Below are 24,324 nucleotides of genomic sequence, written 5' to 3' on the forward strand. Positions count from 1 at the left end.
CCCATACCAAGCCGACCCATAGGCTGGCCCTTCCAAAAAACACACAGTTTCGGACGGTATCCAACCCCAGGGTGTAGTGGGCGGCTTGTGCGGATGCAGGTATTTGCATAGATTCTTCTTCATTTGTGCCCTGCGAGGGCGGATAGCCCTCGCAGGGGGGTGGTGAAAACTTACTGCACCTGTACGCGGAAGCTGAGGGTGATGGTGGCCCCTGGTGGCATGGTGTCGGCGCTGGTAATGGTGTTGTCGCCGTTGGTATCTACGGCCACGTAGATCGACTGACCCGCCGACAGCGTAGTTGGAGCGGTTGCGCTCCAGGTGCTACCGTCGGTCGAGTAGAGCACGGTGCCGCTGAAGCCGCTAATGCTGGCACTCACGCTTACGAAGCTGGTGTAGCTGGGCAGCGGATCGCTCACCACCACCTGGGCCAGGTTGCCCGTACCGATGTTCTGGGCGACCACGGTGTAGAGAATCTGATCGCCGGGCAGGGCGACCGCCGCATTAGCATCCCGGACGGTGGCGCTGCTGCCCACGTAGCTCACCGCGCTCTTGGTCAGGCGCAGGTCGCCGCCCACCACGGTGGTGGTTTCTGAGGCCGTGGCGGTGGCCGTAGTGCTGGCAACGGTGCAGCTTGCGGTCAGGGTATTGACGTCAGTTCGTCCGATGGGCTCGCCTGCGGGGGTCAGGATTCGTACATACACGGTCTGGCTACCGCCGTTGGCGGCTACCGCGACGCCACTCAGGCTGGGTGCCCAGGTGCTGCCATCCAGCGAGTACTGGTAGGTCCAGCCGAAGCTCCCGCCGCTACCGGAGATGCTGCAGGTCGCACCGCTGTTGGAGTTGTTGGTCAGGGTGTGGGTGTACTGGATGGTGCCGGGGCTGGTGACGGTTCCACTGCGGTCGGGCGTCAGGCTCACCTGGGCTACCAGGTTCACATCCACTGCGCCGGCAATGGTGTCGCTTACGCCGGGCAGGGTGGTGCTGGTAATGGTCAACTGCACGTTGTCGCTGCTACCGGCGGTCGCATCCACTGGAGCTGCGCCGGCGGGCACCTGTACGGCTGCGATGAAGCATGCGGTGGTCCCCGCATTTACCAGGCTGCTGTTGCTGACCGGAGCCGGGGTAGGGGTGTCCATCACGCCGTCGCAGTTCGTATCGGGATAAAAGACCGCCGTCCAACCCGCAGGCAGGCTGGCCGTGAGGTTATAGGTATCCGGGTTGGCGCCCGTGTTGCTGACCTCGAAGGGGAAGTAGGCCACGCCACCAGGGTTGACCGCAGGGTTGTAACCGGGGCGGGTGTCGTTGGCGGGGTCGGGACCTTCGCCGCCGGAAGCCCCGTTGGTGTTATGGGCGACATCCAGGCTGTAGCCCGAGACCACCGTGGTCACGGCCAGGGTGGTTGCATCCACTCCGTCCAGCAGGGCGCCCACGCTACCGCTGGGGTTGTTCACCGAGGTTGCAGTCAGGGTGACGCTGCCGCCCGTGGTCTGGCTGGCCGGAATGGCGCAGCGCACCACCACGGTGTAGGTCGCACCGGCCGCCAGCGGGCCCACCGAGCCGGAAAGCGGGGTTACACCGTCGGACTGCAGGATGGTGCAGGCGCCCAGGGTGCTGCTGCCCAGGCTGAGGGTGAAGCTATCGGGGGCATTGCCGGTGTTTTGCAGGGTGGAGTTGAAGGTCACTGTGCTGCCGGAGTTGGCGCTTGCGATGGTCTGGGTATCGGCCCCGTCTATAGCGCTGGCCCCGGTGCCGCCGATGGCCACGCTGTAGCGGCTGGCGGCGGTGTTGTTGGTGGTGTTGGAGGTGGTGGTCTGGTTGGCAGTTCCGTCGTTATAGGCAACGGTGGCGGTGTTGGGATACGCGGTGCCAGCTGGGGCACTGGCGGGTACGGTGGCCTGGAAGCTGAAGGTGTACGAGGCGGTCTGGGGGAAGAAGGCCCCGCTGCCGCTAATGAACATTCCTACCCGGTTGGAGCCGTTGCCCACGAAGGGGAAGGTGGGGGCGGTGGTGCTCCAGGCGGTGCCGCCGTCGGTGCTGTAGACGATCTGGACAGTGCCAGCCCCAGCTGTGCCGGTGGGGGCAGCGGGTACGCTCAGGCCGGTGGGGATGGTGTCGGAGATCAGGATGCCGGTGCCGGTGAGGCCGCTCACGCTCACGCCGCTGGCGGCACTGCCGCCGGTGTTGGCGCCGGAGATGGTGTAGGTGATGGTGCTGCCGGGGGCGACGGGGCCTGCCGGGCTGGCCGACTTGGTGGCGGTGAGGATAGCTGCGGTGGTGGCGACAGCGCGGGCCCAGTTGTTGGTGTCGGTGGTGCTGGGGCTGCCCGCCGAGGTGCCCTCCAGGTTTAGGTTGCCAAACTGGCCGCTGGTAGCCGAGGCGGGAATAGTGCCAGCCACAATCACGCAGGCGCTGGCGCCCGGGGTGCCCTGGCGGGTCAGGGTGACGCTGGTGATGGGGGTGGTTTCGCCTGAGTCGAGCGTACCGTTACAGTTGGCGTCCAGGTAGATGTTGGTTCCGCTCAGGTCGAAGCTGTCGCCCGCGTCTTGCGCCAGGGTCAGGTTGATGGTATCTGTGCCGTTACCAGTATTACTGACCGTGTAGCTAAAGTAAACCGGGGCGCCAGCCAGGGCGGTGCGGGTCTGACCTGGAGTGGTGGTACTGCCGTCGGGAGTGATGCTAAAGCTGTAAACCTGCTGTACTACCGTGATGACCTGGTTGGAGGTGGTAGTTCGGGGCTGGCCAGCGGAGTCGATGTAGCTGGCCGAGGCCTGGTTGGAGATGTTGGTGCCAGCAGGCGTCTGCTGGGCCAGGGCCAGGCCCAGCAGCATCAGCGCTGCAAGCACGATGGGGTAGATTCTCTTCATGTATTTTCCTCCTATTTATCGCACGACAACGCGAAGCGTAAGGGTAAGGGCTTGTTTAGGTTCCATCTGTGGTATTACCCAGCGGGCGTGGGTGTATTCTTCGGGCTTAACTTCTACTTCCTTCTCTACCTCCTTGCCGTTCTCCACAACTTTGAGCTTTCGCTTGAGGGGGGGGCGACCATAGCTTTTCCCTCCGTCAAAGCTAAACTCAGGAACAATCAGGGTATCTCCCAGGCGCAAAGGCAGGGCGCTTTGGGCCTGGTAGGTGGTGGTGGGGGGGATGGGTATCACCAGGGCTACCTGGCGGAGCGGGCTGGTGAGGGTGTTCAGGGCGGTGAGCTGATACTCGATAACCTGGCCCGGCTTTGCATCCAGAGCGGGCTCGAGCCGCTCGACGGTACGGTTTTGCTCCTGCACGCTCACGACCCGGAAGGCCTTAAGGTCGAGCCGTACATCGCTTGCGGCTTGCGCCAGCACCAGACCGACCAGACCTAGCAAGACTGCTCCTAATCGCCACCCGAAGTGTTGAATCATTCCTGTTCTCCTCAAAAAAAACGACGACCGACCTATGAGCCGGTCGCGCCACTGGCTCACTCCAGCCCCTGGGCGCCCGTGTGGGGTACTGGAGATCAACGCCTCTCAGAGTTTGATTCTAAATGTAGCCTTTGAAAGGCTTGTGCAAAATAAACATAATTTTTTGCTGAGTGGGAGATAAATGTCTGGAACTATTTTTTTGATTGATAAAAGGAAATACCCTACACGGGTATCTCAATAAACGCGTAGATATAGATAGCGAAGCAGCACATCATTTCTAGATCAGCTAGGCCAGACTGGGGTATACCTGGTACACCTTGTACGGGTATTGGTATAACCAGAGCCATGGTAACCGGAGCCGAACCGATATCATACCAGTTTCGCTTGAATCCTTTACCGCCAGGCGCAGTCAGAGTGAAGGATTCAAGCTGATCGAAGGGAGTAGAAAAGCACTTCGGTATTGTTTAGGCTTGCCAAAGAGAACGATACTACCGAAATGCGCATCAAATCCAGTACCTGCTAGCTGTTGCTGGCTAGAAGTGAGCTCCCAAAGGCCAGCGCAGTTTGGTGACTTATCAAAAGACAAAATGAGTCATCTATTTTTTTCTTTGATAACCACACGATACCCTTGTCCAAATACCGTTTCGATGTAACGGGGTGTTTTGGGGTCATCGCCCAGCTTGCGCCGCAGCAGCGCCACATAGCTATCAACCACCCGCTCATCTACAGTGCTACCACGCTCGGCTCCCCAGACCCTTTGCAAGAGGCGCTCGCGGCTCCAGACCTCGCCGGGGTTCTGGGCCAAGGTTAGTAGCAGATCGAGCTCGGTTGGAGAGAGCTCGAGTAGTTTTTCGCCCTGGAAAACCTGACGGCGCTTGAGTACGATGCGCAAATCCTGAAGGGTGATTTCTTGTTCGGGTCGGCTGCGCCGTAGCAAGGCCCTAACCCGGGCCACCATCTCGCGCACGCTCATAGGCTTGGTCAGATAATCGTCGGCGCCGAGCTCGAGCGCACGTATGCGAATTTCTTCGGTGCCCTGGGCGCTTATAACCAGGATGGGCAGGCTCCAATCGGCCTCGCGCAGCTCGCGGATGACCTCGAGGCCCCCCAGGCCCGGCAAGCCCAGGTCAAGAATCATCAGGTCGGCTTGCGGCGCTATCTGCACTGCATCCAGCCCGTTGGTTGCCAGCAGGGCAGTGTAACCCTCGTGTTCCAGCGCAGTGATTACCAGATGAGCTAGCTGTGGATCATCTTCAACAACCAATACACGTTCCATAAGCCCATTACAAACTATACCGGTACCATGCCAGGTTTTTGGGTCAAAATGTCAAGCTCGGTTCAAGCTGCACGATCCCCTACTTCTTGGAGGCTACTGCTCGAGGCTATCAAAACAACTGGAAACAAAAAATGTAGGTGCTTGCAAGCACAAGCACCCATGAACCTGATAAGAGGCCTTTTACTTGATGAGCCCCAACTGCAGCACCGCGTCGCGCTCGTCGGCCAGCTCCTTGGCGGTAGCATCCATTTTGCTGCGGCTGAACTCGTTGATCTCCAGGCCCTGCACGATTTCAAAGTCGCCGTCTTTGCAGACGCAGGGGTAGCTGTACACCAGCCCTTCGGGGATGCCGTAGGAACCGTCGGAGGGAACGGCCATGCTGACCCAGTCGCCGGCCGGGGTGCCCAGGGCCCAGTCGCGCATGTGGTCAATGGCCGCACTGGCCGCCGAGGCCGCCGAAGAGGCCCCACGGGCCTCGATAATCTCGGCACCGCGCTTGGCTACTTTGGGGATGTAGGTATTGACATACCAGTCGTGGTCGCCCACCAGCTCGTAGGCGCTTTTGCCGCCCACCTCGCAGTGGAACAGGTCGGGGTATTGGGTGACGGAGTGGTTGCCCCAGATGGTCATTTTCTTGATCTCGGTGACCGGCACCTTGAGCCGGGCGGCCAACTGTGAGATGGCCCGGTTGTGGTCGAGGCGGGTCATGGCGTGAATCTGACGGGGCGAGAGGTTGGGGGCGTTTTTGTAGGTGATGAGGGCGTTGGTGTTGGCGGGGTTGCCCACCACCAGCACCTTGACGTGCTTGCGGGCGTTCTCGGAGAGGGCCCGACCCTGGGCGGTGAAGATGGCGCCGTTGGCCTGGAGCAGGTCGGCGCGCTCCATGCCCTGTTTGCGGGGCATGGCCCCTACCAGCAGGGCATAATCGGCATCGGCAAAAGCGACGTTGGGGTCGTCGGTGGGGACGATGCCAGCCAGGGTAGGGAAAGCGCAGTCCTCGAGCTCCATAATTACCCCATTGAGGGCCTTGAGGGCCGGGGTAATCTCCAGCAGTTGCAGAATCACCGGCTGGTCTTTGCCGAGCATCTCACCCGCGGCAATGCGGAACAACAGGCTATAGCCAATCTGACCGGCAGCGCCGGTAACCGCCACACGTACAGGGGATTTCATCTGAAAACTCCTTTCGTTGGGCCGTAGCCCATCTTTACCGCTCACGATAATAACGCGGCAAAAGCCGAATGTCGAAGGACAAAGGTTGGGGGTAGTTACACCGGTTGGGGAAGGGGTTTTATACCGGTTCCGCTCGAACCCTTCACCTTTGGGTGTAATCAGTAGGTAAAGGGCTCGAGCCGACCGAAGGGAGTAGGAGTGCGTATAACCAATACAACGCTCTAGACCACAAATACCCTATGGGCGTAACATTGCCTACATGACCGTTAGCCGCTACTACGACGTGAAACGTGATGAGCGAGGCAAGCGCTACCTGGAGCCTTTTATCGAGGGTTCGCTTCTGTTGGGGCTGCCCCTGCTGAACAAGGGCACCGCTTTCACCCACGAAGAACGCAAAGCCCTCAAGCTCGAGGGCCTTTTGCCGCCCCACGTGACCAGCCTCGAGGAGCAGAAGCAGCGCAACTACCGGCGCTACTGCCTGATTGAAAACGACCTGGAAAAGCACATCTTTTTGCGCAACCTACAAGACCGCAACGAGGTGCTTTTCTTCGCCCTTTTCGCCGACCATATGAGCGAGATGCTGCCCATCCTCTACACCCCCACGGTGGGCGAGGCGGTCAAGCAGTTCTCGCACATCTACCGTTACCCGCGGGGCTTTACCGCCTCCACCGACAACATCCACGAGATCGATCAGGCCCTGGCCAACGTACCCCTCAACGATGTGCGCCTGGCCGTGGCCACCGACTCCTCGGCCATTCTGGGCATTGGCGACCAGGGTTTTGGGGGCATGGCCATCTCCATCGGCAAGCTCTCCATCTACACCGCTGCGGGCGGCCTGGGCCCCGACAAGGCCCTGCCCATCGAGCTGGACGTGGGCACCAACCGTGCCGACCTCATCAACGACCCGCTTTACCTGGGAGTGCGCCACCGCCGGCTCTCGGGCGAGGAGTACTACGCCTTTATGGATCGCTTTGTGGAGGCTTTTTGCAAGCGCTACCCCAACGCGGTCATGCAGTGGGAAGACTTCGGCAAGGACACGGCTTTTGCGGTGCTCGAGCGCTACCGCAAGGTGCTCCCTTCCTTCAACGACGACATCCAGGGCACCGGGGCGGTCACGCTGGCGGGGGTGCTCTCGGCCTGCCGTATCAAGGGCCAGAACCTTTCCGACCAGCGTATTCTGGTCTATGGGGCCGGGGCCGGGGGCATCGGGGTGGCCCAGGCCCTGCTCGATGGCCTGATGCGCGAGGGTCTGACCGAGGCCCAGGCCCTGGAACGCCTGTTTGTGCTGGACTCCAAGGGCTTGCTGCTCAGTAACCGCAGCATGGAAGCCTACAAGCAAAAGTTTGCCAAAGACCCGGCCACAGTCCAGGACTGGCTCATTGCGGGCGACGCCCCCAACCTGTACGAGACTGTGGTGCACGCAAAGATTACCGTTTTGCTGGGGCTTTCGGGCCAGGCGGGCTCGTTTACCGAACCCATCGTGCAGGCGGTACAGGCCAACGCCGAGCGTCCGGTCATCTTCCCACTCTCCAACCCCACCAGCTCTTCAGAGGCGATCCCCGAGGAAATTTTGCGCTGGACAGGCGGCAAGGCTCTGGTGGCCGCCGGAAGTCCCTTTGCGCCGGTGGAGCTGGGCGGCCAGGTTTACCCAATCGGCCAGGGGAACAACGCCTTTGTGTTCCCTGGGCTGGGCTTCGGTACGGTGCTTGCTAAAGCTAAAGAAGTTTCCGATGCCATGGTGCTCGAGGCGGCCTACGCCCTCTACGACTACACCCGCCAGCACCACCCCGACCGCATATACCCCCCCACCTCGGAACTGCGCGAGGTGAGCCAGTTGGTAGCCTCGAGGGTGATCCGCCAGGCCATGAAGGAGGGTCTGGCTCGCGAGGAGCGCCTGAAGGGGCTGGGTATGGAGGCCATCCAGGCCTATGTGGCCGAGCGCTTCTGGCAGCCCCGGTATCTGCCCTACAAACCTACTGCCGACAACATATAATACGCATTTCGGCAGTATCGTTCACTTTGGCAAGTTTAAACGATACTACCGAAATGCTTTTCTACTCCCTTCGGTCGGCTTGAATCCTCCACCTCTGACTGCGTCCAACGGTGAAGGATTCAAGCGGAAAGGGTATTAGAGACTGTCTTAATAGCCTCCCTCATGCTATAGTCACGCATGGAACTCAGACAAAGCCGCTACCCCAGCGATCTGACCGACCAGGAGTGGGCTATTCTGGCACCCCTGATGCCCCAGCCCTCCGCCGCCCCCCATCGCCCCCGGGAGAATCCCTGGCGGGAAATCCTGAACGGCATCTTCTACATCACCCGCGCCGGCTGCGCCTGGCGCATGATGCCCTATGACCTGCCCCACTGGAAAACCGTCTATCACTACTTCCGTTTGTGGCGCAAATCGGGTTTTCTGGAACAGATACATACCACCCTGCGCGAGAAAACCCGCCGTAAAGCAGGACGCCTGCCCGAACCCAGCGCGGGGATTCTGGATAGCCAGAGCGTGAAGACCTCGGGAAAAGGGGGGTCAGGGGGTATGACGCGGGCAAGAAGGTAAAGGGGCGCAAACGGCATCTGCTGGTGGATACACAAGGGCTGGTGTTGGGAGTCAAGGTGCTGCCCGCCCACCTCACGGATGCGGAGGGCGGGCGAGAGGTGCTGGAGGGGGCCAGGGGGCTGTCGAAGCGGTTGTCGCATCTGTTTGTGGATGGGGGGTACAAGCGCAGGTTTGAGGAATGGGTTCGGCGCACCTTGGGCTGGACGGTGGAGGTGGTGCGCAGGCCGGATGCCAACTTCCGGGGTATTTGGTGGCCTAAAGACCAGCCTCTTCCGGAGGACTTGGAGGAGGAAGTGCGGAAGAGGACGCGGGGGCATCGGGGGTTTGTGGTGATTCCCCGCAGATGGGTGGTGGAGCGGACGTTTGCCTGGCTGAGCTTCAATCGGAGGCTGAACCGGGACTATGAGCTTCTACCTGAGAGCTCAGAGACCTTCATCCACACAGCGATGATTCGGCTTATGGTCAGAAGATTGGCCTCCTAGAAAGTATTAAGACAGTCTCTCAGATAGTTTGGCTTTGCCCTCGAGGTGCGAATGCCAGTGAGTCCCGACAGAGAATTGCCCACTGACGAACAGCCTTGCCAGCTCACCATCCTTGCGATTACCGGGGTGCGGTCGGCCAAATGCGTATTGGCCTATCATCTTTTTGTTTGGTTTTTTGCCCAGGTGGCTAGGGCCTCGAGGGCCGGTTGCAGCGCTTGGCCCGGGGAAGTAAGAGCATACTCGACACGAGGCGGCACTTCTTGATACTCGCTTCGGCTAATTAGACCCAGCTCCTCCAGCTCTTTTAAACGCAACGACAGGCTTCTTGGCGGTAAAGCGGTGGTCTGCTGCAACGCACCAAACCGCAATGCGCCTTGCTGTAGCGAACGCAAGATGGTATACACCCCGCGTTGACCCAATACTTCCAGTATTTCCTCGAGGGTTTGTGCTTGGGCTTTTACCATAGTTATAACGTACCCAAAACACTTCCGAGCCAAGTACCCCAGCACTACAAAGCAACTATACGGTCAGTTTGGAAAAAAATCCAGAAAATGTAAGGGAGAAAAAATCCAACTTGACCGGCATTCCCAACAATGAACCGCCTCAATTTCCGGCCGGCTTGGGCAGATACTGCCGCCCCCAGCGATCTATAGCTTCTATGACGGCCTGCAAGGCCTGCCCGGCTTCTGTCAGGGCATAGCTGGTACGCGGGGGCATGGTGGAGTGAACAGTTTTGGAGATGATGCCTAGGTGCTCGAGCTTCTCGACGCGCTGGGCCAGAGTTGCTGGATTGCAACCACCGACGGCCCTGGATAATTCGTTAAAACCCTTGGGGCCGTCCAAGAGGCTGCGAATGATATGCAGCGTCCACTTTTCCTGTAACACGTTGATGGCCTCGTATACAGGGCAAAAGCTGTGATCACCCTCGACAGCCTCTGGCGCAATAACCTTAGCCATACCAAGCTCATAGTAGCACACCTTTGCTTTCTTTGCTCAAATGCTTGACAATACAAAACGCTATATAATATTATGCGCTTGCTGATCCAAAGTTGATGCTTGGATCAACGTAGAGGAGAGCTATATGAACTGGAATATAGATAGTAGCCACACCACCGTTGCTTTTGCCGTAAAACACATGGGTTTTTTTACTGTGCGCGGCCAGTTCAAAAAAGTTGCTGGAACCATTTTGACCAACGAACAAGGTGTTCCAAACAAAATTGAAGCCTCAATTGAGGCTGCCAGCATTGAAACCGGCGACCCCCAGCGCGATGCCCATTTGCGCTCCCCCGATTTTCTAGATGCCGAGCAGTACCCCGAAATACGCTTTTTAAGCGACGCAATTGAAGCTATTGATGAGAATAAATATAAAATCTACGGCAGTCTCACCATTCGCAACATCAGCAAGCCAGTGGTGCTCGAGGCCGAGGTAAGCCCAGCCATCAAAGATCCCTGGGGCCTGACCCGCGCTGGCGCTACTGCAACCGGGGTGCTCAACCGCAAAGACTGGGGGTTGACCTGGAACCAAGTGCTGGAGTTCGGCGCTTTGCTGGTAGGAGAAGAGGTGAAATTCAATATCGAAGTCGAGGCGATTGCGGCCCAGACAGAAGCCGCAGCCTGAGCAAAGAAATCAAAGCTTCCTAAGCACCTGCCAAAGCGATTACCGCGCCCAGTACAGCGTTTTGCTGTACTGGGTTAAATGCGATCGGAATTCACGGGTGCGAGTGGTGCTGGGCTACTCCTACCGAAGCTATCTGCTATAAACCCTTTCGGTGAGCCCCGCTATGCCAGGCTAGGTGCTCGGCGATACGGGGGAATAATCGGGCCAGGAGGTCGAAGGCATAGAGCTGCCAGGGCACGAACATCATCCGGGCCTCGCGCTCGATGGCCCGTACAATGCCTAAGGCGGCTTGTCGAGAGGTAATTTCAGGAATAAAACGTCCTACCTTAGGTATTCGATTTTCGGTGTCGGTGTTGCGGGTGAAGTATTCGCTGTCGCTAATTTTTCCTGGAAAAAAGGCACACACCCGTAGATTGCTACGGTATAAGTCAGCTCTCAGGGCCTCAGTCAGGCCGTTCAGGGCCCAGCGGGCGGCGATATAACCGGTTGCGCCCGGCCAGACCAGCCGGCTGGCCGGAGAGCAGACCGAGAGAATAAAGCCCCGGTTTTGCTCGAGCATCGCAGGTAAAAAAACCCGTGTAAGGTAAGCAGCAGCAAAGTAAGGGGTGTTCATCAGACGCTGCAAGTCTTCGATTGGGGTTTCGTCCAAAAAGCGCCACTCACCTGCTCCGGCACTGTGAATCAGGATGTCAGGGGGGCCGAGTTGGCCCAGCACCAGCTCACCCAGGCGAACTGCCTCCTGGGGCTTGCTGAGGTCGGTGGGGAAGGCCCAGGCTTGAGCGCCAGTGGAGCGAATTTGACTGCAGACTTCCTCCAGTGCCTGTGCGCGTCGGGCTACCAGTACTACCCGGCCCCCACGGGCAGCAAGCTCGAGGGCTGTGGCTTTGCCAATTCCGCTGCTGGCCCCACTGACTACGCATAGACTGCCGGCAATCTTCATAGTTCGATCAGCGTGTACTCGAAGGCATTGATAACCCGGACGCCTTCGGGGCTGGTGTACTCCCGCTTGGGCTGGGCCTCGTAGAGATGAATATGGCCGTGAACGTGAATCTTGGGCCGGTACAGTCGGTGGAATAGACCCAGTGCTGTGCTACCACGGTGAGCAAAGTCGGTGCCGGCATGAGGCCCCGGAGGCGGGGCATGGCTAAGCAGGATGTCTACCCCGTGCCCTGTACGCCATCGGCGCTGCATCAGCACTGGGTACCAGGACAAAAACCGAATCGTGGCATCTACTTCGCTGTACTGGCCGATATTACGGTCATTGTAGCGTGGGCATCCCCCCCAGCCTGCAATCCTGATCCCTGCCACACTTACAATGCGCCCATGGGCCTTGATCGCCCCTCCTGGAGGCGTGAGGTTGCCCAGGTAATCCTGGACATACTCCTCCTTGTGATTCCCGTGCACATATACCACCGGAACCCTGACCTTGGTCGCGATAAACTCGATATAGCTGCCCGGAAGGTCTCCGGCCAATAGCACCAAATCAAAAGAAGGCAGATTGTGAGGAAAGCGCTCCTGGTAGATAAAGGGATGAATCTGGTCGGAGAGCGCTAGGATTCGCATGACGTACTATTCCAGGGGTGGATGCCCAAATGCAACCCAACTACCCGGCCCAGGTTTAGTCTAATACCAAAATATGCCTGCAAGGCCGCTGTTAGCGTCGCTCACTGACCACATTCAGGGCTTTGGCAGTGCTGGTGTGGAACCGCGCTCGTAATTTTGCTTAGTCCACTACCTTATAGTGATTTACCTAGTTGGTGCATTTGGCATGGGGGCTAGGTTTATCGGGTTTTAGTATCGAAGGTATGAAGCAGTCGGTATCGGTGGTTGACCTCGAGGCCCAGCCGGTGTCCCGCGTATGGGGCGGGACTCGCATCGCCGAGCGACTTGGCCTGCAAACCGTAGAACCCATTGGAGAACTCTGGCTGGCTTATGACCAGAACCGCATTCGCTCAGGGCGGTGGGCAGGCCGAACTCTGGCCGAGGTGTTGCCCCAGCTTGGAGCCGATTTTATCGGCAGGACGCCTTATAGCAAGTATGGCCTCGAGCTCCCCCTGCTCATCAAATTCCTCGATACGGCCGAGTGGCTCTCGGTGCAGGTACACCCCGACGACACCTATGCCCACACCGTGGAGGCGGCCAGTGGTTTTCATGGCAAAACCGAGGCCTGGTACATCCTCGAGGGCGAGGGTGAAATTGTCTATGGCCTGCTCGAGCCGATGGCGCGCGAAAGCCTGGCCAAAGCAGCCCAGGAGGGCTCCATCTGGAACTGCCTGCGGCGGGAATGGGTGGTATCGGAGCAGGTGATTCCGGTTCCTGCAGGCACTATTCATGCCCTGGGGCCCGGACTTCTGCTCTACGAAGTACAGCAGCGCTCCGACCTGACCTACCGCCTCTACGACTACGGACGGCCCCGTGAGCTGCATCTGGAGAAAGGTCTGGATGTCGCCAGGCTCGAGCCCACCCCACTGCCACACCTTGCCCCGCTGCCGGCCTGCAATAAAGAAATCCTGCTGGCCAGCGAGGCTTTTGTGCTCGAGCGCCACCACCTGCGGGGTAGGCTGACCCTCCAGGCACCCCAGGACAGTTTCTTGCTCCTGACGCTCGTTGCGGGAGGCGCGGAATGGCTGGAAGGGTCGCTCTCCTGGGGCGATACCTTGCTGATTGGGGCAGGGGAGGCCATCGAACTCTCGGGTCAGGCCCAGTTTCTGGGTGCGTTTGTGCCCTCATCGGACTGGCTGGGCTGGTATCCGAACTCGGTTCGGATGATTCCATAAGCACCCATTATTTCTCGGGGTACGAAGTCTGCTAGCATTAAACCATGCTGCAGTACGACCAACTGCCTTTGGGTGCAGGCTTGATCGATGCGGAGCTGCCCGATCTTTCGGGCCAGATGGTTCGGCTTTCGGCCTTTAGCGAGCCGTTTTTGGCGGTTATCTTCATCTGCAACCACTGCCCTTACGTCAAGGGCTCTATCCAGGAAATCGTGGCTCTGGCTGAGAAGTACCGGGGCAAGGTGGCTTTTTTGGGTATCAACGCCAACGATTACGAGCGCTACCCCGAGGACGCGCCGGAGGGCATGCGGGCCTTCGCCAGAATGCACAATTTCAACTTTCCCTACCTCCTGGACGAAACGCAGGCCACTGCAAAAGCCTATAAAGCCCTGCGTACGCCGGAAGTTTTTGTCTTCGATCAGAACCGCAAACTCCGCTACCATGGCCGGGTCAACGATTCCCCCAAAAACCCTTCTGGCGTGCAGGAACACACCCTGGATCTGGTGCTATCGGCCCTGACACAGGGGCAGGAGCCTCCTTTTACCGAGGCCAACGCCATTGGCTGCACCATCAAGTGGAAGCCCGGCAACGAGCCTACTGTGACCATCGGTTGATGACAGCACGAAAAACGGCGGGACGGGCCCGCCGTGTGTTTCTATTTCCGAATTACTCGTGGGGCAGGTCGTAGGTCTCGAGGGCCTCGCCCCAGGCCTTGCTCATGCGGAAGCCGTCCCAGATAGCCTTAACTGAGCTTTTGGCGGGGGGACGGCCAAGAATCAGACGGGCAGGGCGGGTCAGATGGCTCGAGCTCGAATACTGCCGCAGCGGGCTGCTGTTAGTCTCCATCAGGGTGGTCTCCATGCTACTCCCTCCTTGGACTAAGGATAGATCGAGTGGTGTTATTTTGGATAATCCAAATGTCAGAACATTTACACGATTGCTAAAATATACACACTTAATACCACACTATATTTATTGTAGAGATATCTAACTTACACAAATGAAAACCCCAAATGGTGTAAGCAGACCACACACTACTCGAAAAGCTGCCGTATCCTTGTCGGGTGTACTCCAGTTGTATGCCAGCTTGCCCGTCTTGATCCGCTCCAGCCAGTGAATAGCCCACAGGTCAGTGTGGGGTCATTGGCCACGGAGCCAGAGGTGCGATACGCATTTCGGCAGTATCGTTCACTTCGGCAAGCCTAAACGATACTACCGAAATGCTTTTCTACTCCCTTCGGTTGGCTTGAATTCTTCACCTCTGACTGCGTCCAACGGTGAAGGATTCAAGCGGAAACGGTACAAGCCGAGTGTTATACCAGATTCGGTTGGTTCGCCTCCGAACGATGGCGAACTAACCCGACCGAAGTTAAGTGTCTCCATAGTTGAAATGCGAGATCCGATCCCCAACGGTTAGTGGGGAATTGCGTCGGGTACACCTTGCCGATTCCGCTGGTTTTGCCAATCTGCCCTGGCGCAACTTAGGATTCAAAAAAGATAGCCGCCAGGGTTTTTGTTAGAAGACTATCTTTTTGAATCCGGTATTATGCCATCTGCTTGCCGAAGCGCTTTTGAATGTACTCCTCCACCATGCCCATAAACTCCTCGGCGATGCGATCGCCCTTGAGGGTGGTGGCGAGCTGCCCGTTAATGTAAACCGGGGCGCGGGGGGCCTCGCCGGTGCCGGGCAGGGAAATGCCAATGTCGGCGTGCTTGGACTCGCCAGGGCCGTTAACCACGCACCCCATAACAGCGACCTTCAGGTTTTCGACACCGGGGTACTGAGTTTTCCAGACCGGCATCTGGGCATTTAGGCGGGTAGAGACCTGCTGGGCCAGTTCCTGAAAGAAGGTGCTGGTGGTGCGCCCACAGCCAGGGCAACTGGCCACGCTGGGGGTAAACTGCCGCACCCCAATGGATTGCAGGATTTCCAGGGCGACCTCCACCTCCTTGGTGCGGGGCTCTCCGGGAGCTGGGGTGATGGAGACCCGGATGGTGTCGCCAATCCCCTCGGACAGCAGGGGTACCAGGCCCGCGGTGCTGGCAACGATGCCGCTCACGCCCATACCGGCCTCGGTGAGCCCCAGGTGCAGCGGCGCAGTGGTGCGCCGGGCCAGCTCGCGGTAGACCCACCACAGATCGGGGGCATTGGAAATCTTGGCCGAGAGGATAATTTTATCCTCGGTCAGGCCATATTTGAGGGCCCACTCGTAACTACGCACCGCCGACTCCACGATGGTCTCCAGGGTAACCTGGTGGGCGTCTTTGGGCTCGGGGCGGGCCGCGTTGGCCTCCATCATCTCGTCGAGCAGTCCCGCGTCCAGTGAGCCCCAGTTCACCCCAATGCGCACCGGTTTGCCGTACTCCACGGCCACCTCACACATGGTGCGGAAGTTGGGATCCTGCTGCTTGCCCTTGCCTACCGTGCCGGGGTTGATGCGGTACTTGTCCAGGGCCAGCGCCATCTCGGGATATTTGCGCAACAGGATATGGCCGTTGAAGTGAAAATCGCCCACCAGGGGCACATCCACCCCCAGGTCGGCCAGGCGGCGCTTGATCTCCGGTACAGCCTTGGCAGCTTCATCGTTGTTGACGGTCATGCGCACGACTTCGGAGCCGGCACGGGCCAGGGCCCAGACCTGCCCCACCGTGGCCTCGATGTCGGCGGTATCGGTGTTGGTCATGGACTGTACCACCACCGGGTGGTCGCCCCCTTTGGGGACTTTGCCCACCCAGACGGTTGGAGTTTTGCGACGCTTCACTGTCATACCAACGAGTCTAATATCCTTTGGCCAGGTAGATAGTAGATTAGGGCAGGGGTCGGGTGCCCAACCAAATTAAAGTCCTTTATCCTGGGGCCTCGCTGGGGGTGCAGCTAGGGGACATCTCTACCCGAGAAAACACTCTTTTGGTAACTTTGGGTAGGTTATGGCGATACAAGTTGGCGACTTCCTACCGGATGTGACCGTCTACAACACCGCTGCCGAGGCCTTGCGACTGCCCCAACTGGCGCAGGGCAAGCCCCTGGTGCTGCTGTTTTTCCCGGCGGCCCATACCCGAGTTTGTGAGCGCGAACTCTGCACCTTCCGGGATGGTCTGGCCGCATACAACGAACTGGGAGCCCTGGTGTACGGCCTGAGTGTGGACACCCCCTGGACCCTGGGGGCTTATGCAAAAGCCCTTAGTCTGGCTTTCCCGCTCATCTCCGACTATGGCAAAGAAGCGACCCGGGCCTTTGGTCTGGAGATTAGCCTGCGGGGTCTGCCCGGTTTTTCGCAGCGGGCGGCCTATGTGGTGGATGGCACGGGCCGGATTGTCTGGGCCTGGGTGGCTGAGGTTCCTGCGCAGGAGCCGCCCTACGATGAAGTGGCGGCAGCCGTAAAGGCACTGACCGCTGCCGCCTAGAGCAGCTCGAGCCTGGGCCAGCCCATCAGCAGCTCCTGCTCAGTGAGGGCTTCGCCGCTGGCCTCGGGCGTCCAGGCTACGTAGGCGGCCAGGGTGTTGGTAGGGCTCGAGGAGGCCAGGGCCATCAGGGCCTGACGCGCACCCTCGCGACGCAAGGGGGTTGGTATGGAGGGTAGGCTGCCACTTACAGCCAGCAGGAGCGTTACCAGGATGTAGCGTCCATCGGGCTCGGCCTTGGGCTGATAGCCGGCCTGAACCACCTCTTTACCTTCGAAGTGCCGGTACGTTTCGACAAACTCGGAGCGGGTCTCGGTCATCCAGGCATCGAACTGCCCCTCGGCCTTTTGAAGGCTGCCTGTCCAGACCTCGTACATACCAAAGCGCCACCCAGCCTGCTCGCGTAACAGCAGTACCGCGGTGTTGTCCATGAGGTCGGCCAGCCCCCGCACACTCTCGGTATCGGCTGCTTCGGCGGTCTGGCGTAAGCTGGCCTGCAACTCGGGGTTGTAAAGGATGGCCAGCCGAAGCCGGGCTACAGTGCTTTCGGGCTCGTCACCGACTCCGGTACCACTTCCAGCCCGCTGCAAACCCCGTATCATTGAGAAGCTGACTATAACAATGCCGACAATGAATATTAGTGCGATTAGGTCAATGCCATAGCCCGCACCTGGAGTTACATAAATCGGTGGACGGCTGGAGGGGTAGCTAGGGCTGCTGGGGGGATAGTAGTCGCGGGGATAGGTGGGGTAGCTGGGGTAGCTGCGGGGGGTTGGCAGCGGCAGAGAAGGGGAGGGAGAGGGATTGACCCTGGGGATTGAAGGGCTCGAGCGTGGCGTAGAAAAGCCGCCCCGACCTCCCACCCCGCCCCCACTGCGTTGTGCTGCTGCCAAACTCCAGTCCAGGCTGCTTCCGGTGATACTACTAGGCCAGGCTGCTATGGCCCAGAGGAATAGAAAAACCCAAACCCAGATAAATCGCATCCACCCCAGCATACGGTATTGTGTAGGAGATTCTTATTGCTATTGATATAATCACTAAACTTGATAATAATAGACTCAGGATATAGGCCCAACGACTAAGAAGTACCACTTGCGATAGATAGGGAGTGCACTATGAGCGACAAAACCGAAAAAAACAATTCCCACCTTCCCGAGAGACTCCCGGTCTGTCCGGTGCGTGGCTCGGTAATTTACCCCAGCATGGTGATGCCCATTGATGCTGGGCGACCTATCTCCATACGGGCTATCGAAGCAGCCCTGTCACAGGAGCGGGTGATCCTGATCGTAAGCCAGAGGGACAAGGACGTAGAAGAACCCGGCGCAAACGACCTGTACGAGGTGGGTACCGCATGCAACATACTACGGATGCGGAAAAACGCCGACGGTTCTGTGCAGATGCTGGTTCAGGCTTTTGCTCGAGTGCGGGTGCAACAGTACTACCCTGCGGACGGCTATCTGGAAGCCAGCGTGGTGCGACTGCCCGAGGTTGAAGGCAAAGCCACCGAGGTAACCGCCTTATTCCGGGAGGTTAAGGAGCGTTTTGAGAACCTGCTGCGGGAGGGCAAATACGTCTCGCCCGAAGTGGCCCAGTTTGTGCTCAACCTGGAAGACCCCTCGCAACTGGCCGATTACATTGCTTTCCACCTCGATTTCAAACTGGAAGACAAGCAGCAAATTCTGGCCACGCCTTCGGTGGTGGATCGGCTCAAGCGCATTGCCATACTGCTGGACGCCGAGCTGGACTTGGTAGAGACCCAGCGGCGCATTCAGCAGCAGGTAAAAGAGGAAATAGATAAAAACCAGCGGGAGTTTTATCTGCGCGAGCAGATGAAGGCCATCCAGCGCGAGCTTCACGGCGAGGAGGGCGAGATGGAGGTGGAGGAGTTCCGCCAGAAGATTGCGGCCCTGAACCTGCCCCCAAACGTCTTGCCCGAAGTAGAGCGGGAGCTTTCGCGCTTTGCCCGCATGCATCCCGACTCCGCCGAGGCCAGCGTGGTGCGCACCTACCTGGACTGGATTATCAACCTGCCCTGGAACACCCGCACCGAAGACCAGATTGACCTTCAGGAAGCCAAGAAGATTCTGGACGAAGACCACTACGGCTTGGATAAGGTCAAGGATCGGGTGCTGGAGTATCTGGCGGTGCGCAAACTGAAGCTCGAGCGCCAGAAAAAGGGCGAGATTCCCCCTGAGGAGGTTTCCAAAGGCCCCATCCTGCTGTTTGTGGGGCCGCCAGGGGTGGGCAAGACCTCCATTGCCAAGTCCATTGCCAAGAGCCTGGGCCGCAAATACCACCGCATCTCGCTGGGGGGTGCCCGCGACGAGTCCGACATTCGCGGCCACCGCCGTACCTACATTGGGGCCATGCCGGGCCGTATTATCCAGGGCATGCGCCAGGCTGGTAGCAAGAACCCCGTTATCCTGCTGGACGAGGTGGACAAGCTGGGGGTTTCCTACCAGGGCGACCCTGCGGCGGCTTTGCTCGAGCTGCTCGACCCGGCGCAGAACAAAGAGTTCACCGATCACTACCTGGGGGTTCCCTTCGACATGAGCGAGGTGCTGTTCATCTGCACCGCCAACTTCCCGGAGAACATCCCAGGCCCCCTGTTCGACCGCATGGAGCTGATCGAGTTTACCAGCTACATCGAGCAGGAGAAGCTCGAGATCGCCAAGCGGTATCTGCTGCCCCGGCAGATGAGCGAGAACGGGCTCAAGGAAAACCAGGTGCACATCACCGAGGCGGCCCTGATGCGCCTGATTACCCACTACACCCGCGAGGCGGGGGTGCGCAACCTCGAGCGCGAGATTGGCACTTTGCTGCGCAAGGCGGCCCGCGCCATCTTGGAAGGCGGGAAAAAGCGGGTGCGGATTGGCGAGGGCGATCTGGAAAAATACCTGGGCCCGGCCCGCTTCCAGCCCGAGTCCGAGGCCAGAGCGCCCCAGATTGGGGTGGCTACGGGGATGTTCTACACCCCGGTGGGGGGCGACATCATGTTCATCGAGGTCTCGGTGATGCCGGGCAAGGGTAACCTGATCCTGACCGGGCAGCTTGGGGACGTAATGAAGGAATCGGCCCGGGCGGCGCTTTCTTACGCCAAGAAAAACGCGACGCGCTTTGGCATCCCCCTCGAGCGCTTCGATAATTCGGACGTACACATTCACGTTCCCGCCGGGGCCGTGCCCAAAGAAGGCCCCTCGGCAGGCATTGCCATTACCGCTGCCCTGGTCTCGGCCCTGGCCGAAGTCCCCGTGCGCAATGATGTGGCCATGACCGGTGAAATTACCCTTACCGGGCGGGTATTGCCCATTGGCGGGGTCAAGGAAAAGGTGCTGGGGGCTCGGCGAGCTGGCATTCGCGAGGTGATTCTGCCCAAGCGGAACCAGCCCGACCTCTCAGATATTCCAGCCTATCTGCGTCAAAACCTGCGGTTTCACTTCGCCGAGTCGCTGGATGAGGTGCTGAACTGGGCCCTGGTGGGCGGCCTAGCAGCCCTCGAGCGCAAAGCGCCGGCTCCCGCTAAGAAAACTCGGCGGGCTAAAGAACAGCCTGTGGCAAGAGCGTAGAGCAATTGCCATATGCCCAGTGCAATCGAAAGGTTGCACTGGGTGAATTATGACTGCTCGAGCATCCGACCGGCCAGCGAATGGAAGGCTTCCTCTACGGCTTTGCCGGTTTTGGCGCTGGTGTAACGTACCTCCCAGCCTTTTGCCCTTAATTGGCTTACCTGCGCTTCGCTCACCTGCCAGGGCAGGTCATGCTTGTTGATCAGCAGGATGAAGGGAACTGATCCCAGCACCTCTTGGGCGCGTTCCTGCAGGCTTTGGGCAGCCTCGAGGGTCTCGGGGCGGGTTCCATCGGCCACCAATAAATAGCCTGAGCTGCCCCGTATATAGAAGGATTGTACCCGCTGGAACTGATCTTCACCGTACAGATCCCACAAGACCAGGCCTACTTCTTGTCCGCCAACCGTGACCACCTTTTTGTCGATCTTGACACCGACGGTGGTCTGATACTTTTCGGAAAAGATGCCATGGACATACCGCGCGACTAAGCTGGTTTTGCCTACTCCAAAGGCCCCCAGCATGCAGATTTTCTTTTGTATCACCTAGCAGCCCCCTGATACTGCACCGTAATTCCCACCAGCGAGCCTGGTGCCATCATAGATGGCAGTCTAAGGCTGGAGTCGTCATGGGTGCAAGTGGAGAAGCGGGTAAATTTCCTTATGGCGTCTCGAGTACCAGCTCGCGGGTATCGAGCTGCTCCACCCCCAGCAAAGGAGCCAGGTTGCGGAGGCGACTGAGCCAGGCCTGTGTGGCACGTCCGTTGACCACCAGTACCCCATCACGCCAGGTTAACCGTACTGTGGCAGGGGTGTCCATACGCTGCTGGACGCGCTTTAGCACGATCTCGGGCTCGAGCGACTGATAGGGCTGCCAGTTTGCCCGGAGCCGCTCGGCGCGAATAGGTAAGCCTGCCAGCAGGCTCGAAGGATCGGGGGCCAGGGGATCACGCAGACCGCGCACCTCGTAGCGGTGGGGGGCTTCCGTAACTACCAGGCCAGGGGTATTGGAAAGGCGCTCGAGGTACGCATTCCAAGCCCGGTTGGCCTGGAAATTGCTCCAACCCCACCCGCCCAGCCCCAACAGAAGTAAGCCCAGAATGACCAGCACCGCATAAGGACGGCGGTTTTCCGGGCGCTTGTACTCGGCCTCCAGCAGGGAATCCAAGAGTGGATGGGCTTCGACAAAAGCCGCACTATCGCCGTTGTAGCTCCTAAGCTTGTCGGAAAAACGGGTTTGGATTTCCCCAAGAACGTCCAGCAGTCGTTCCTGCAAGACCTGTGGAGGTGTGCCTCGCACCACTGCGGCCAGCACAGCCTGGGGGCCTTGCTCAACCACCAGTACCCGCTCACCGAAATTCACTGCATTGAGCCCTGCCTCCGGGTCGAAGGAGTCCCGCACAAAGTCGCCAATGGCTGTTAGCATTCCCGAGACCAGGGTGCCATCCTGCACGCTGACCCCTTCGGCGACCCGATGAGCCAGCAGCAAGCCGCTGGTGCGCTCTATCAGTAAGATCTGCTCAACCCGGTATAGCAGGGTATGCGAGAGCACCACCTCGGCAAAGGATTTACCGGTGGTGAGGGCCTCGAGGCGCCACCGCAGCCCCTGCAGACTGAAAACCTGGTCGAGGGTTTGGTTCAGGCTTTGTGTGAGCGAGGCAAATAGGTTCACCACCACCCGTCGAATAGCTGGTAACAATACGGGAAACAGAATGTCTACCAGCAGCTTCGGATTACGCTGTGCCAGCCTCACGAAAGCTTCTTCGATGATGGGGTTAAGTACATACAGCAAAGCCTTGTCGCTCTGCACACGGCGAAGCAAAGCCTCCGGCAGCACCCGTGCGACCCATTCTTCCCAGCGGGCCGGGTCTTGCAGGGCCTGGAGCGCCTGCTGCTCAGGCTCGAGCAATAACCGCCGCAGGGCCTCGAGGTCGCCTTGTGGGGGGGGTGGTGGTGTGGGATGGGCCATGACTAAAGTACGCGAGGAAACTCGGAATCGGGGAGTATAACCACGGATTATCTCGCTAATCTTTTTGCAGGCTATCGGCCATGCTTGCCAGCAGGTTGGCTAAAACCTTCCGATCGGTTTTGTGCAGGCGCAACTCTTCGATAGCGGCTTGCAGGCTCGAGGCTACCTGGTCGAGCTTTTTATTTAGCTCCCTGCCCTGATCCTTCAACTCGGCCCGAATTTCTTTCGTTTCCGAGGCTAGCTTATCCTCCAGGTTGTCTACCGCAGTGTCCAGGCTGCCCTGGAGGGCTTGGTCGGCAATTTGCCGCTCCTCGGCCTCTTGGCGTAAAAGCCCGGCCAGTCGGTCTTCCAGGCTAGCAATGCGATCCAGGAGTTCTTGATTGAGTTCGGTGGTTCGCTGCTCCAAGCCCTGTAGCTTTTGCTCGATGGTCAGCATTTGCTGCCCGAACAGAATGGTTCGAATCTGCTCGAGGTGAGCTTCGGGGTTCTCGTGCGTTTGGGTCTTGCTTTCTTCTATAAAGACACGCTTAGCCATTTCATCACCTTATCACAAGATAAGCTTCAAACCCGGATAAATGCAGCAACATCTGGGTTTTGACGCAAAAGTTGCAAATCTTCTGACCCTGGCAGCTCGGGTCGGTCGCGCTCGCTATTTACCAGGCATAAGAAGCCCAGCGGCTCGTTCAGGGTGGCGCGGAACTGGTGCCAGGTGAGGGGGGGTACATGAATAAGATCGTGTAGCTCGATTGAAAATACCTCGGTTCCCACCAAGCAGGCCCCCCGTCCCCGGATGACCATTACCGCGTGCACGTGCTGGTGGCGCTCGAGGGTGGTATGGCCGTCTGGGGCTACCTCGAAATAGCGCCACTGAGCTGCCAGGTGAGGGTCATCAAACAGCACCTGACGGGTTACATCCTTGAAGGGGGCCGTTCCTTCCGATTTGTAGGTCAGTACCTCCACGTCTTCCCAGGTATACTGCCGTGCAGCTCGCTTGGCTTTGATTTTGGTCGAAGTCATATGGCGGTATTCTAACGGCTGGTTTTTCCCCCACTAACTACTACTTTCTGTACAAACTCGCGGGTGCGTTCCAGCAGGTTGTCTTTGGCGGCCAAGAGGTTGCCGCCAATCAAGAGCATGGTGTCAGATCCATACAGCTCCAGCAGCTCTTCCACCCGCTCGACTGTCATGCCCCCCGCCGGTACTGGCAGGGCCGGGCGGATGTGGCTCCAGGGGGCTCGAGCGGCCTGGGCCAGCGCCAGGCAGGCTTGCTGGCTGTAAGCAAAGCGCCCACCCTGGTTAGGAAAGATTACTGCGTCGGCGCCCAGAAGCCTAAAGAGCTTGCCAAACATTAGTGGCGGGCTAATACGAAGGCCTGCAAAGGCCGGATGACCCAACACCGCCAGGCCCAGATCTTCGACCACCTCCTGAAAAGTTGGCAACCCAAGCAACATGGGTGCTGTAAGTATGATCTTGACCCCAGCTTGCCGGGCGATATTCAGGTGGTGGTGCAGGGTTTTAGGACTGCCGGCCAGCATAGGTGCGTATAGAGTGTGGCCGCCGGTCTCGGCGTTGGCCCGGGCAATGGCCTCCTGAATAACCCCCACCCGCTCGGCGAAAGGGGCGGTGGGCTGGTTGGTGAGGCCGTGGTCGTCCTTGACGATGTCAATGCCCCCCAAGGCAAAGGTATAGGCCAGTTCGGCGAGCTGGGTGGGGGAGAGGCCCTGGGGCTTGAGGGCGGTGCAGGTTAGGGGTCGGCCTTCCACCTGAGCCAGTTGGCGCAGTCCGGCGATGCCAAAGCGCGGCCCTGCAAACACCGAGAGCAAACTGGGTGGCAGCTTCAGGTCTAGCAGCTCGACATCTTCCTGTAAGGCACAGTTTCCAAAAAGCACGTTGAGCAGACCGGTTGTCTCGAATGCCGTGGTCTCTTCGGCAAAATGCAGCACAACCCGGAAATACCCCGCTCCGTCCTCCTGGATGGAGACCACCCGCGCCAGCACCTTTTGCAGCAGCTCGGGCTGGCGCACGGCGGTGGGGGGCATCTCGATGCTTTGCTCGACGGCCAGAGCCTGGGCCCTGGCTTCGATCTGTGCTTCGGTGGATTTGATGCGGTAGG

The 24,324-nt window shown here is 59.0% G+C and carries 23 protein-coding genes and 1 riboswitch (1 of these 24 running past the window's edge); of the genes, 7 read left to right on the forward strand and 16 right to left on the reverse strand.

Going from position 1 to position 24,324, the window contains the following annotated elements; genetic code table 11:
• Positions 1–170 precede the first annotated feature (170 nt).
• The 4 genes from Q0X18_RS02185 to Q0X18_RS02200 all read right to left on the reverse strand — a co-directional run bounded on the left by Q0X18_RS02185 (position 171) and on the right by Q0X18_RS02200 (position 5,844).
• Positions 171–2,864 (reverse strand): S-layer family protein, encoded by a 2,694-nt coding sequence (locus tag Q0X18_RS02185; RefSeq protein WP_297557930.1) that lies wholly within the window; start codon positions 2,862–2,864, stop codon positions 171–173.
• A 15-nt stretch (positions 2,865–2,879) separates the two neighbouring features.
• Positions 2,880–3,398, reverse strand: a complete 519-nt coding sequence (locus Q0X18_RS02190; RefSeq protein WP_297557932.1) for a hypothetical protein — start codon at positions 3,396–3,398, stop codon at positions 2,880–2,882.
• A 28-nt stretch (positions 3,399–3,426) separates the two neighbouring features.
• Positions 3,427–3,513, reverse strand: a riboswitch (cyclic di-GMP riboswitch).
• Positions 3,514–3,990: 477 nt separating this feature from the next.
• Positions 3,991–4,674 carry a response regulator transcription factor gene (locus Q0X18_RS02195; protein ID WP_297557934.1) on the reverse strand — a complete coding sequence of 228 codons (684 nt, stop codon included), beginning with the start codon at positions 4,672–4,674 and terminating at the stop codon, positions 3,991–3,993.
• A 180-nt stretch (positions 4,675–4,854) separates the two neighbouring features.
• Positions 4,855–5,844, reverse strand: coding sequence for a malate dehydrogenase (locus tag Q0X18_RS02200; RefSeq protein WP_297557936.1), 990 nt, complete (start codon positions 5,842–5,844; stop codon positions 4,855–4,857).
• 259 nt (positions 5,845–6,103) lie between these two features.
• Here Q0X18_RS02200 and Q0X18_RS02205 point away from each other — a divergent pair, with 259 nt between their 5' ends.
• Positions 6,104–7,837, forward strand: a complete 1,734-nt coding sequence (locus Q0X18_RS02205) for an NAD-dependent malic enzyme (RefSeq protein WP_297557941.1) — start codon at positions 6,104–6,106, stop codon at positions 7,835–7,837.
• Between the two features lie 177 nt (positions 7,838–8,014).
• Positions 8,015–8,886, forward strand: a protein-coding gene (locus Q0X18_RS02210) for an IS5 family transposase (RefSeq protein ID WP_297557946.1) whose coding sequence is annotated in 2 segments (ribosomal slippage) — positions 8,015–8,363 and positions 8,363–8,886 — 873 coding nt in all. Because the reading frame shifts where the segments join, the coding sequence is not laid out codon by codon here.
• Between the two features lie 155 nt (positions 8,887–9,041).
• Here the strand turns inward: Q0X18_RS02210 and Q0X18_RS02215 are convergent.
• Both Q0X18_RS02215 and Q0X18_RS02220 read right to left on the reverse strand, forming a co-directional pair.
• The gene (locus Q0X18_RS02215; protein ID WP_297557949.1) at positions 9,042–9,350 is read right to left on the reverse strand and encodes a helix-turn-helix domain-containing protein; all 309 of its coding nucleotides are present in this window, start codon (positions 9,348–9,350) and stop codon (positions 9,042–9,044) included.
• A 139-nt stretch (positions 9,351–9,489) separates the two neighbouring features.
• Positions 9,490–9,843, reverse strand: a complete 354-nt coding sequence (locus tag Q0X18_RS02220) for a helix-turn-helix domain-containing protein (protein ID WP_297557959.1) — start codon at positions 9,841–9,843, stop codon at positions 9,490–9,492.
• Positions 9,844–9,967: 124 nt separating this feature from the next.
• Between Q0X18_RS02220 and Q0X18_RS02225 the strand changes: the two genes are divergently transcribed.
• Complete coding sequence (locus Q0X18_RS02225; protein WP_297557971.1) at positions 9,968–10,504, forward strand: YceI family protein; 537 nt, start codon at positions 9,968–9,970, stop codon at positions 10,502–10,504.
• 136 nt (positions 10,505–10,640) lie between these two features.
• Here Q0X18_RS02225 and Q0X18_RS02230 read toward each other — a convergent pair whose 3' ends face one another.
• Complete coding sequence (locus Q0X18_RS02230) at positions 10,641–11,444, reverse strand: SDR family oxidoreductase (protein ID WP_297557983.1); 804 nt, start codon at positions 11,442–11,444, stop codon at positions 10,641–10,643.
• Entirely contained in the window at positions 11,441–12,067 is a 627-nt protein-coding gene (locus Q0X18_RS02235; RefSeq protein ID WP_297557986.1) for a metallophosphoesterase, read from the reverse strand. Before Q0X18_RS02235 ends, Q0X18_RS02230 begins: the two co-directional genes overlap by 4 nt.
• A 242-nt stretch (positions 12,068–12,309) precedes the next feature.
• Here Q0X18_RS02235 and Q0X18_RS02240 point away from each other — a divergent pair, with 242 nt between their 5' ends.
• Together Q0X18_RS02240 and Q0X18_RS02245 are read left to right on the forward strand one after the other, a co-directional pair.
• A complete protein-coding gene (locus tag Q0X18_RS02240) occupies positions 12,310–13,281 on the forward strand; it encodes a type I phosphomannose isomerase catalytic subunit (RefSeq protein WP_297557990.1) in 972 nt (323 codons plus the stop codon).
• Between the two features lie 44 nt (positions 13,282–13,325).
• Positions 13,326–13,892, forward strand: a complete 567-nt coding sequence (locus Q0X18_RS02245) for a thioredoxin family protein (RefSeq protein WP_297557994.1) — start codon at positions 13,326–13,328, stop codon at positions 13,890–13,892.
• A gap of 52 nt (positions 13,893–13,944) precedes the next feature.
• Here Q0X18_RS02245 and Q0X18_RS02250 read toward each other — a convergent pair whose 3' ends face one another.
• Positions 13,945–14,139, reverse strand: coding sequence for a hypothetical protein (locus Q0X18_RS02250; protein ID WP_297557997.1), 195 nt, complete (start codon positions 14,137–14,139; stop codon positions 13,945–13,947).
• 683 nt (positions 14,140–14,822) lie between these two features.
• Positions 14,823–16,046 (reverse strand): flavodoxin-dependent (E)-4-hydroxy-3-methylbut-2-enyl-diphosphate synthase, encoded by a 1,224-nt coding sequence (gene ispG, locus Q0X18_RS02255; RefSeq protein ID WP_297557999.1) that lies wholly within the window; start codon positions 16,044–16,046, stop codon positions 14,823–14,825.
• A gap of 160 nt (positions 16,047–16,206) precedes the next feature.
• Between ispG and Q0X18_RS02260 the strand changes: the two genes are divergently transcribed.
• Complete coding sequence (locus Q0X18_RS02260) at positions 16,207–16,683, forward strand: redoxin domain-containing protein (RefSeq protein ID WP_297558001.1); 477 nt, start codon at positions 16,207–16,209, stop codon at positions 16,681–16,683.
• Here the strand turns inward: Q0X18_RS02260 and Q0X18_RS02265 are convergent.
• Positions 16,680–17,663, reverse strand: a complete 984-nt coding sequence (locus tag Q0X18_RS02265) for a DUF1517 domain-containing protein (RefSeq protein ID WP_297558003.1) — start codon at positions 17,661–17,663, stop codon at positions 16,680–16,682. The genes Q0X18_RS02260 and Q0X18_RS02265 overlap by 4 nt on opposite strands.
• 132 nt (positions 17,664–17,795) lie before the next feature.
• Here Q0X18_RS02265 and lon point away from each other — a divergent pair, with 132 nt between their 5' ends.
• Entirely contained in the window at positions 17,796–20,246 is a 2,451-nt protein-coding gene (gene lon / locus Q0X18_RS02270) for an endopeptidase La (protein ID WP_297558005.1), read from the forward strand.
• 47 nt (positions 20,247–20,293) lie between these two features.
• On the opposite strand, the gene Q0X18_RS02275 is transcribed toward lon, so the two are convergent.
• The 5 genes from Q0X18_RS02275 to Q0X18_RS02295 form a co-directional block, all read right to left on the reverse strand.
• Positions 20,294–20,788 (reverse strand): Rab family GTPase, encoded by a 495-nt coding sequence (locus tag Q0X18_RS02275; protein WP_297558007.1) that lies wholly within the window; start codon positions 20,786–20,788, stop codon positions 20,294–20,296.
• Positions 20,789–20,903: 115 nt separating this feature from the next.
• The gene (locus Q0X18_RS02280) at positions 20,904–22,211 is read right to left on the reverse strand and encodes a hypothetical protein (protein ID WP_297558009.1); all 1,308 of its coding nucleotides are present in this window, start codon (positions 22,209–22,211) and stop codon (positions 20,904–20,906) included.
• Positions 22,212–22,266: 55 nt separating this feature from the next.
• Entirely contained in the window at positions 22,267–22,746 is a 480-nt protein-coding gene (locus Q0X18_RS02285; protein WP_297558011.1) for a hypothetical protein, read from the reverse strand.
• Positions 22,747–22,772: 26 nt separating this feature from the next.
• Positions 22,773–23,228 carry a cupin domain-containing protein gene (locus tag Q0X18_RS02290; RefSeq protein WP_297558013.1) on the reverse strand — a complete coding sequence of 152 codons (456 nt, stop codon included), beginning with the start codon at positions 23,226–23,228 and terminating at the stop codon, positions 22,773–22,775.
• An 11-nt stretch (positions 23,229–23,239) separates the two neighbouring features.
• Positions 23,240–24,324 carry the 3' portion of a RuBisCO large subunit C-terminal-like domain-containing protein gene (locus tag Q0X18_RS02295; RefSeq protein ID WP_297558015.1) on the reverse strand. Its footprint extends 19 nt past the window's final position, so the window shows 1,085 of its 1,104 coding nt (coding positions 20–1,104); its start codon lies off the right edge, out of view — the gene reads right to left on this strand; the stop codon is at positions 23,240–23,242.

It is taken from the genome of Meiothermus sp. (assembly GCF_026004075.1).
Taxonomy (GTDB): Bacteria; Deinococcota; Deinococci; order Deinococcales; family Thermaceae; genus Meiothermus.

What these genes read in the sequence shown, in the direction of transcription:
- Q0X18_RS02185 (WP_297557930.1), bottom strand. Translation starts at nt 2,864, where the DNA reads ATGAAGAGAATCTACCCCATCGTGCTTGCAGCGCTGATGCTGCTGGGC.
- Q0X18_RS02190 (WP_297557932.1), bottom strand. Translation starts at nt 3,398, where the DNA reads ATGATTCAACACTTCGGGTGGCGATTAGGAGCAGTCTTGCTAGGTCTG.
- Q0X18_RS02195 (WP_297557934.1), bottom strand. Translation starts at nt 4,674, where the DNA reads ATGGAACGTGTATTGGTTGTTGAAGATGATCCACAGCTAGCTCATCTG.
- Q0X18_RS02200 (WP_297557936.1), bottom strand. Translation starts at nt 5,844, where the DNA reads ATGAAATCCCCTGTACGTGTGGCGGTTACCGGCGCTGCCGGTCAGATT.
- Q0X18_RS02205 (WP_297557941.1), top strand. Translation starts at nt 6,104, where the DNA reads ATGACCGTTAGCCGCTACTACGACGTGAAACGTGATGAGCGAGGCAAG.
- Q0X18_RS02215 (WP_297557949.1), bottom strand. Translation starts at nt 9,350, where the DNA reads ATGGTAAAAGCCCAAGCACAAACCCTCGAGGAAATACTGGAAGTATTG.
- Q0X18_RS02220 (WP_297557959.1), bottom strand. Translation starts at nt 9,843, where the DNA reads ATGGCTAAGGTTATTGCGCCAGAGGCTGTCGAGGGTGATCACAGCTTT.
- Q0X18_RS02225 (WP_297557971.1), top strand. Translation starts at nt 9,968, where the DNA reads ATGAACTGGAATATAGATAGTAGCCACACCACCGTTGCTTTTGCCGTA.
- Q0X18_RS02230 (WP_297557983.1), bottom strand. Translation starts at nt 11,444, where the DNA reads ATGAAGATTGCCGGCAGTCTATGCGTAGTCAGTGGGGCCAGCAGCGGA.
- Q0X18_RS02235 (WP_297557986.1), bottom strand. Translation starts at nt 12,067, where the DNA reads ATGCGAATCCTAGCGCTCTCCGACCAGATTCATCCCTTTATCTACCAG.
- Q0X18_RS02240 (WP_297557990.1), top strand. Translation starts at nt 12,310, where the DNA reads ATGAAGCAGTCGGTATCGGTGGTTGACCTCGAGGCCCAGCCGGTGTCC.
- Q0X18_RS02245 (WP_297557994.1), top strand. Translation starts at nt 13,326, where the DNA reads ATGCTGCAGTACGACCAACTGCCTTTGGGTGCAGGCTTGATCGATGCG.
- Q0X18_RS02250 (WP_297557997.1), bottom strand. Translation starts at nt 14,139, where the DNA reads ATGGAGACCACCCTGATGGAGACTAACAGCAGCCCGCTGCGGCAGTAT.
- ispG (WP_297557999.1), bottom strand. Translation starts at nt 16,046, where the DNA reads ATGACAGTGAAGCGTCGCAAAACTCCAACCGTCTGGGTGGGCAAAGTC.
- Q0X18_RS02260 (WP_297558001.1), top strand. Translation starts at nt 16,207, where the DNA reads ATGGCGATACAAGTTGGCGACTTCCTACCGGATGTGACCGTCTACAAC.
- Q0X18_RS02265 (WP_297558003.1), bottom strand. Translation starts at nt 17,663, where the DNA reads ATGCGATTTATCTGGGTTTGGGTTTTTCTATTCCTCTGGGCCATAGCA.
- lon (WP_297558005.1), top strand. Translation starts at nt 17,796, where the DNA reads ATGAGCGACAAAACCGAAAAAAACAATTCCCACCTTCCCGAGAGACTC.
- Q0X18_RS02280 (WP_297558009.1), bottom strand. Translation starts at nt 22,211, where the DNA reads ATGGCCCATCCCACACCACCACCCCCCCCACAAGGCGACCTCGAGGCC.
- Q0X18_RS02285 (WP_297558011.1), bottom strand. Translation starts at nt 22,746, where the DNA reads ATGGCTAAGCGTGTCTTTATAGAAGAAAGCAAGACCCAAACGCACGAG.
- Q0X18_RS02290 (WP_297558013.1), bottom strand. Translation starts at nt 23,228, where the DNA reads ATGACTTCGACCAAAATCAAAGCCAAGCGAGCTGCACGGCAGTATACC.